Below are 6,741 nucleotides of genomic sequence, written 5' to 3'. Positions count from 1 at the left end.
GGCGTGGTGATCCTGCGTTCGGGTAAAAACGCGCGCGAGGTCATTACGGCGGTGAAAGATAAGCTGGAGACGCTGAAGGCCAGCCTGCCGGAAGGTGTTGAGATTGTGACTACCTACGATCGCAGCCAGCTCATCGATCGGGCAATCGACAACCTGAGTTCCAAGCTGCTCGAAGAGTTTATCGTGGTGGCCATCGTCTGCGCCCTGTTCCTGTGGCACGTTCGCTCGGCGCTGGTGGCGATTATCTCTCTGCCGCTTGGCCTGTGTATTGCCTTTATCGTCATGCATTTCCAGGGACTGAACGCCAATATCATGTCGCTGGGAGGCATTGCCATTGCCGTCGGCGCGATGGTGGATGCCGCTATCGTGATGATTGAAAACGCGCACAAACGGCTGGAAGAGTGGGATCACCAGCATCCGGGAGAGCAGATTGATAACGCCACGCGCTGGAAGGTGATCACCAACGCCTCTGTCGAGGTTGGCCCCGCGCTGTTTATCAGCCTGCTGATTATCACCTTATCCTTCATTCCTATCTTTAACCTTGAGGGTCAGGAAGGGCGGCTGTTTGGTCCGCTGGCCTTCACAAAAACGTACTCCATGGCGGGCGCGGCCGCGCTGGCCATCATTGTTATCCCCATCCTGATGGGATTCTGGATCCGGGGTAAAATCCCCGCAGAGACCAGTAACCCATTGAACAGGCTACTGATTAAAGCCTATCATCCGCTACTGATTCGTGTGCTCCACTGGCCTAAAACAACGCTGCTGGCTGCGGCCTTATCCATCTTCACGGTGATCTGGCCCCTGAGCCAGGTGGGCGGCGAGTTCCTGCCAAAGATAAATGAAGGTGACCTGCTGTATATGCCGTCAACATTGCCGGGCGTCTCTCCGGCTGAAGCTGCCGCGCTGTTACAGACCACGGACAAACTCATCAAAACCGTGCCTGAAGTGGCCTCGGTGTTTGGCAAAACCGGCAAGGCCGAAACGGCAACGGATTCCGCGCCGCTCGAAATGGTGGAAACCACCATTCAGCTCAAGCCTGAGGATCAGTGGCGGCCCGGCATGACGATTGACAAGATCGTTGATGAGCTAGACAAGACCGTTCGTTTGCCGGGCCTGGCGAACCTCTGGGTTCCGCCCATTCGTAACCGCATCGATATGCTTTCCACTGGGATCAAAAGCCCCATCGGTATCAAAGTGTCAGGTACCGTTCTGTCGGATATTGACGCCACGGCGCAGAGCATCGAGGCGGTAGCCAAAACGGTGCCGGGCGTGGTGTCTGCCCTGGCTGAACGTCTGGAGGGCGGGAGCTACATTGATGTCGATATCAACCGGGAAAAAGCCTCCCGCTACGGGATGACGGTGGGTGATGTGCAGCTCTTTGTCGCCTCGGCCATCGGCGGGGCGACGGTGGGTGAAACGGTGGAAGGCGTCGCCCGATACCCGATTAATATTCGCTATCCTCAGGACTACCGGAACAGCCCGAGCGCGTTGAAGCAGATGCCTGTCCTCACGCCGATGAAACAGCAGATCACGCTGGGCGATGTGGCGGATATCAACGTGGTTTCCGGCCCCACGATGCTAAAAACGGAGAATGCCCGACCTGCGAGCTGGATTTATATCGATGCCCGCGGCAGGGATATGGTGTCGGTGGTGAACGACATTAAAATGGCTATCAGTCAGAACGTAAAGCTGAGACCGGGTACCAGCGTCTCATTCTCCGGACAGTTTGAACTGCTCGAACACGCCAACAAGAAACTGAAGCTGATGGTGCCGATGACGGTGATGATCATCTTCATTCTGCTGTATCTGGCGTTCCGTCGCGTGGATGAAGCGTTGCTGATCCTGATGAGCTTGCCGTTCGCCCTGGTCGGAGGAATATGGTTCCTCTACTGGCAGGGCTTCCATATGTCTGTGGCAACCGGCACCGGTTTTATCGCTCTGGCCGGGGTAGCGGCAGAATTTGGGGTGGTCATGCTGATGTATTTGCGTCATGCCATTGAAGCGCACCCGGCGTTATCCCATCGGGAAACGTTCACCGAACAGGGGCTAGATGACGCTCTTTATCATGGCGCGGTGCTGCGCGTGCGGCCAAAGGCGATGACCGTCGCGGTGATTATTGCCGGTCTGCTGCCCATTCTGTGGGGTACCGGTGCCGGGTCAGAAGTCATGAGCCGGATAGCGGCGCCCATGATTGGCGGGATGATCACGGCTCCGCTGCTATCGCTGTTTATTATTCCTGCGGCGTATAAGTTAATTTGGTTGCGCAGGCATAAAAAGCCATAAAAAAAACCGCCAGTGATGGCGGTTTTTTTTTACGGGATGAACGCTTAGCGCGCTGTTTTAGCACGCGTCTGGCTGAGAAGCTTGCGCCAGGCACGATTATGCAGAGTAAACAGCAGCATCTTATAGAAGGCGGTGGAAAGGATACAGCTGCCGCTAAGCAGTAGCATGACGGTACTCACTAGCGCCGCGGTCAGACTGACGCCCGGAGCAGCGCTACCGCTCAGCGCGACCAGCAGATAGGCTGCCGTTAATACCAGGCTTATCACCGCCAGCGTAAGGTGTAACCGCACGGCGCGCATGCTGCCTTTGCCAATCATAAACATCGTCACGCCGTTAAGGCCAGCGAACAGAAGGGCGATCAGGACAACCCAGACGAATACGTGTCCCGCTGGCTGGTCGAGTTCGGCGAGTACGCCATACCCCAGCCACAGCTGAGGAATAGCGAAACTGACAATCACCCCGAGAGTACTGATTGCCGCCGGAATACCCATGGTGTGTAAACCCACAGGTTTGCCCATTTCTTCAGCCAACTGAGTCTTTAGCTGTTGCAACTGTGTCGGGGAGGCATTGCTTATGCTGGTAGCCACCTCGTTACAGTGTTGCAGGTGACGGGATAAATTTCTAATTATTTGAATAATCAACGTTTTGTATCTCTCATTCCTTGAGTGCCGGAATAGGGTAGGGAATAAGCTCATAGAGTGACAGAAATGTCACTCGCCAGTCATGCGATAAACAGTAGCCGGTTTTTATAATTCATTATAAAGAAGGCCTCCAACTGTTGGGCGCTTTAACTTCGGAGATACCGTTATGAAAAAGACCCTTTTATCTGTTATTGCCCTCCTGGCGGTTTCTGCATCCAGCTGGGCGGCAGAGACAAACAGCAACAAACAGGCAGCACTGCCCCATAACATGATGCAAAGCAACACATCGGATTCGAGCCAGGGCATGGCGGAAATGCATAAGGAGATGATCAAAACCCGTCCATGCGGTACTAACGAAACAGCGACGTCGTTTTCCGCGATGAATGAACACGAGAAAGCGGCGATTGCACACGAGACGGCGAATAACGGCCAGTCTTCGGTCAGCCATCAGCAGCAGGCGCAACAACATCGTCGCCAGATGACAGAGAATTAATCCGCTGCTTAGCCTCTCGAGGCCGTAAACCCTCCATCGATCCTGCTGAAGTGTACCGTCTGCATGTGGTCGCGAAAATGGGCGGCACGGCAATTTGAAAACCCGCAGGTGACTTTGCGGGTTTTTTATTTCAGCCGAAAAAAGGCCTAGAAATCAAAATTTAAAATATTTATACAATTAAGCTTTGATTAATAAGTAAACTAACCATTAACAATTGCTTAATTGTTAATTTAAAACAAAAGCGATTTTTCTTTGCCTTTTTCTGGGGGAGGGGGTGTTTATTCTGATAATAATTAATCACTTGAGGTATTACTCTGGATTAAGATGAAAAAACCATCACTGATACTTTACTCATGTTATAAAGTGGCACATTACACCATGTAACCCATGGTGCAGTAAAATGAAATTCCGTATTATTAAAGTCAGTTGCGGGAAGTGATTGCACCACTCATATTTAAGAACGTTCTGATTGCCAGTTATTGCACTGGCTAAAATATAAAATATATCACAAGCAGCTTCTGCCAGATTGAAGCTGGTGGTTTTTTTCTTTACAAATATGTATGGAAATAAATGGATTCCAGAAACCATTTCAAAATAGATGGGGCGAACTCCGAAAAGCCAAATGAGTAGGATGACTAATATCGAGGCAATATCATGTCGAATCAAGAGACTATTGTTGGTGGCTGGACGGCTTATCATACGTTGACCGAAAAAGATTGGCAGGTATTTAAAGAAGCCATGGCGGGATTTGTTGGTGTAACGTATGAGCCGCAGGCCGTCTCAACGCAGTTAGTGGCCGGGACAAATTATCGCTTCAAGTGCCTTGCTTCAATTCCGCCTGCTTTAGTGGTGTGGGAGTCTATTGTTGAAATCTTCCAGCCTTTGCAGGGGGCTCCGCATATTGTCGGGATCACCCGAATCTGAACTTTCAATCAATACTGTGTCAATGCGTGATTTAGGAAAACATTCCAGGCTTTGACGGTCTTTTCGTAAATAAGTGCTTTTTATTAACTTGGCTTTGCTTTAATCCACTTATTGAAAGAAGTCGTGAGCTTAAAACACGATTTCCTTGGTATGAAATGACCTGATTAGCCACGGTCAATATGTTTTATATTTAACTGAGTTCTAAGAGTTCACTGCGATCTTAGTAACAGAAAGGGTATTTAATAATGCTAAATCATATTCTACAGGCCGGCACTAATCCGTCGATTAACAGTAATAACATGAAAGCGAGTGCTGATGCCTCAACCACGGCAGCTGTGATTATTCAAAACTATGTCGGCACCATTTTAACACAGGCCGATCTCTCTCTGCCTGATATATTACCCGATCTACCGGAACATCAGGCAAAGGCCAGAGACCATGCCACATCCTGGCGTGATGTCATACAGCCGCAAATGATCTCAACCAATACGGATATTGTGAGCTTCTCTAACAATTTTGATTCCTATTATGATCCTTTGGTTAAGCTGGCGGTAAAAATACAGCAAAACCCTTCGGACACAGCATCAATTAATACTTTTAAACTGGGTGTTCAGCAACTTCAGGCGTTGGTCGCTCAAAAACAAACCGCTACGCATACCGTGGTTAATTCAGTGGGGGGGTTCCAGACCACGCTTGCCGAAGATGCCCGCAATTTCGCCAGTGATTTTTCGACGGCAGAGGCGGCATTAGCCGGTAAAGACGGGCAAATTGCCGCACTGGGGAAACAAATCGACGCTATTAATTCCGCCATGAGTAAAGACTTGACTATGATTGCAGCGGGTTCAACCGCCGCAGTGGTAGGGGGATTAATGATTGCCGTGGGGGCACTGGCGGAAATTGCGACCGCAGGCGTCAGTACCGCACTGATTGTCGGTGGATTGGTGGTCGTTGGAGCCGGTGCTGGTGTTGCCATTGCCGGGGGAGTTGACTATGCCAAGCAAACCAGTGCGCTCAGCACGGCCATTACGACCAGAACAAAACTACAACAACAGTATTCTGCCACCAAAAACGTGAATACGATTGTTCAGAACCTTTCAGGCCAGGCATCCGCTGCGGTTCAGGCCGCGGGTTCTTTACTGGCAGGTTGGCAGACGCTAGAACAGGACTTTATTGTCTTCCAGTCTGCGCTGACCAGCGCGACCCCCGATTTAGGTTATTTCCTGATCGCGCAACTCAATGCGGCGAAAGCGGACTGGGATGACGTTGGCAATCATGCCCGTAAACTCCTGGATTATGGTTCTTTACCTGTCAGCAACGCTTCGGTTACCAGCGGTGGGATCCTGTTACCTAATCCAACGGCGACGTTTGCACGGCTGGCTGCTGCATAGCGTTCATCAATCATCAATCAGGCCCGTGAGGGTCTGATTGTTTTAACAGAAAAACCGGACGCATCGTTTCACGATGATGCCAATAAAAGACCCATGTCTAAGGTTCAGAGTATGCCAGCATTAAAAGTCAGCTTTACTCAGGCATTAGCGGCTCAACAAAATGTGCGTCAACAGATGAAGCAGGTCGCACAACAATTAGAACAGCTTCCGCCCATTAACGATCCGCAGATCTCCGACCTGAATGAAAATATTGTCTCCGTCCACAATCATGCGAATTATTATCTGTCTGACATTGTGGTGAAAATGGATTCGTTGTATTCCGACGTTATCAGGTTTGGAGACGCGCTGGATTCTACGGTTGCTAACATCCGTTCTGAATTAAATGGTCCTGACGGACAGGAATATCTCGCAAAAGCTCAGGGGCAGATTAAGCAATTACTCTCCGACAGCGCGCCGCTATCCGCCTCTCTGAATAATTTCAATGAAGTTGTTATTTCCTTTAATAATGACATTACGTCGGACTCAAGGAAATTACTAGCCGATCAGCAAAAGGCGCAACATTTATTAGCTGCCGATCGGGCAAGATTAGAGGCTCTTAACGCTCAGCTGAATGCGCTGAATGCTGAGCTTGAAAGTAAAAAGAGGATGGAAATTATCATCGGCATTTTTACTCTTGGGATTGGCGCCGCCATTATGGAATTAACAGGCTATGTGCAAAGCACAGAGCGGGCGATTGGCCAGGCGCAACAGGAAACGGAGAGGCTTTATCAGGAAATAGGACAGCTCGGCGCCACCAGTGATGCACTGAACGCATTGACCAAAGGAACCGCTATTTTGTGTGGCCTGACACAATCTCTTCAATATGGTTGGCAAACCGTGACGGCCGAGCTGTCGGAGGTCACCCAACAACAGGTGACTGCGGATTTTCTTATCGTCTCGGTTAATACCGTGCAGGCGAACTGGCAGGAAGTGATGCGCACCGTTGAGCAATTGCAGTAAGGCAAAAACCAAT

At 50.2% G+C, this 6,741-nt stretch carries 6 protein-coding genes and 1 pseudogene; 6 read left to right on the top strand and 1 reads right to left on the bottom strand.

Going from position 1 to position 6,741, the window contains the following annotated elements; genetic code table 11:
- Nucleotides 1-2,283, top strand: a 2,283-nt coding sequence (locus DOU50_RS08405) for a CusA/CzcA family heavy metal efflux RND transporter (protein WP_148769186.1), incomplete at its 5' end; no start/stop codon positions are given.
- A gap of 44 nt (nucleotides 2,284-2,327) precedes the next feature.
- Here DOU50_RS08405 and DOU50_RS08400 read toward each other — a convergent pair.
- On the bottom strand, nucleotides 2,328-2,789 hold the full coding sequence (locus DOU50_RS08400) for a hypothetical protein (protein ID WP_228117521.1): 462 nt from the start codon (nucleotides 2,787-2,789) through the stop codon (nucleotides 2,328-2,330).
- 301 nt (nucleotides 2,790-3,090) lie between these two features.
- On the opposite strand from DOU50_RS08400, the gene DOU50_RS08395 reads away from it, so the two are divergent.
- From DOU50_RS08395 to DOU50_RS08375, 5 genes and pseudogenes are all read left to right on the top strand, one after another.
- Nucleotides 3,091-3,417 (top strand): Silver-binding protein, encoded by a 327-nt coding sequence (locus DOU50_RS08395; protein WP_090416922.1) that lies wholly within the window; start codon nucleotides 3,091-3,093, stop codon nucleotides 3,415-3,417.
- A gap of 17 nt (nucleotides 3,418-3,434) precedes the next feature.
- Nucleotides 3,435-3,512, top strand: a pseudogene (locus DOU50_RS08390) (recombinase family protein); the annotation flags it as partial.
- A 559-nt stretch (nucleotides 3,513-4,071) separates the two neighbouring features.
- Nucleotides 4,072-4,341 carry a hypothetical protein gene (locus DOU50_RS08385; RefSeq protein ID WP_024908520.1) on the top strand — a complete coding sequence of 90 codons (270 nt, stop codon included), beginning with the start codon at nucleotides 4,072-4,074 and terminating at the stop codon, nucleotides 4,339-4,341.
- Between the two features lie 245 nt (nucleotides 4,342-4,586).
- A complete protein-coding gene (locus DOU50_RS08380) occupies nucleotides 4,587-5,729 on the top strand; it encodes an HBL/NHE enterotoxin family protein (protein ID WP_048991623.1) in 1,143 nt (380 codons plus the stop codon).
- Between the two features lie 111 nt (nucleotides 5,730-5,840).
- Entirely contained in the window at nucleotides 5,841-6,728 is an 888-nt protein-coding gene (locus DOU50_RS08375; RefSeq protein ID WP_194266137.1) for an HBL/NHE enterotoxin family protein, read from the top strand.
- Nucleotides 6,729-6,741 lie beyond the last annotated feature (13 nt).

It is taken from the genome of Enterobacter sp. C6, assembly GCF_008122455.1.
In the GTDB taxonomy this organism is placed as follows: Bacteria; Pseudomonadota; Gammaproteobacteria; order Enterobacterales; family Enterobacteriaceae; genus Enterobacter; species Enterobacter pseudoroggenkampii.
Note: the sequence above shows the minus strand (reverse complement) of the source record. Positions and strands in the feature narration are given on the sequence as shown.

Coding starts and splice junctions, on each gene's coding strand:
- DOU50_RS08380 (WP_048991623.1), top strand. CDS start 4,587: ATGCTAAATCATATTCTACAGGCCGGCACTAATCCGTCGATTAACAGT.
- DOU50_RS08375 (WP_194266137.1), top strand. CDS start 5,841: ATGCCAGCATTAAAAGTCAGCTTTACTCAGGCATTAGCGGCTCAACAA.
- DOU50_RS08385 (WP_024908520.1), top strand. CDS start 4,072: ATGTCGAATCAAGAGACTATTGTTGGTGGCTGGACGGCTTATCATACG.
- DOU50_RS08395 (WP_090416922.1), top strand. CDS start 3,091: ATGAAAAAGACCCTTTTATCTGTTATTGCCCTCCTGGCGGTTTCTGCA.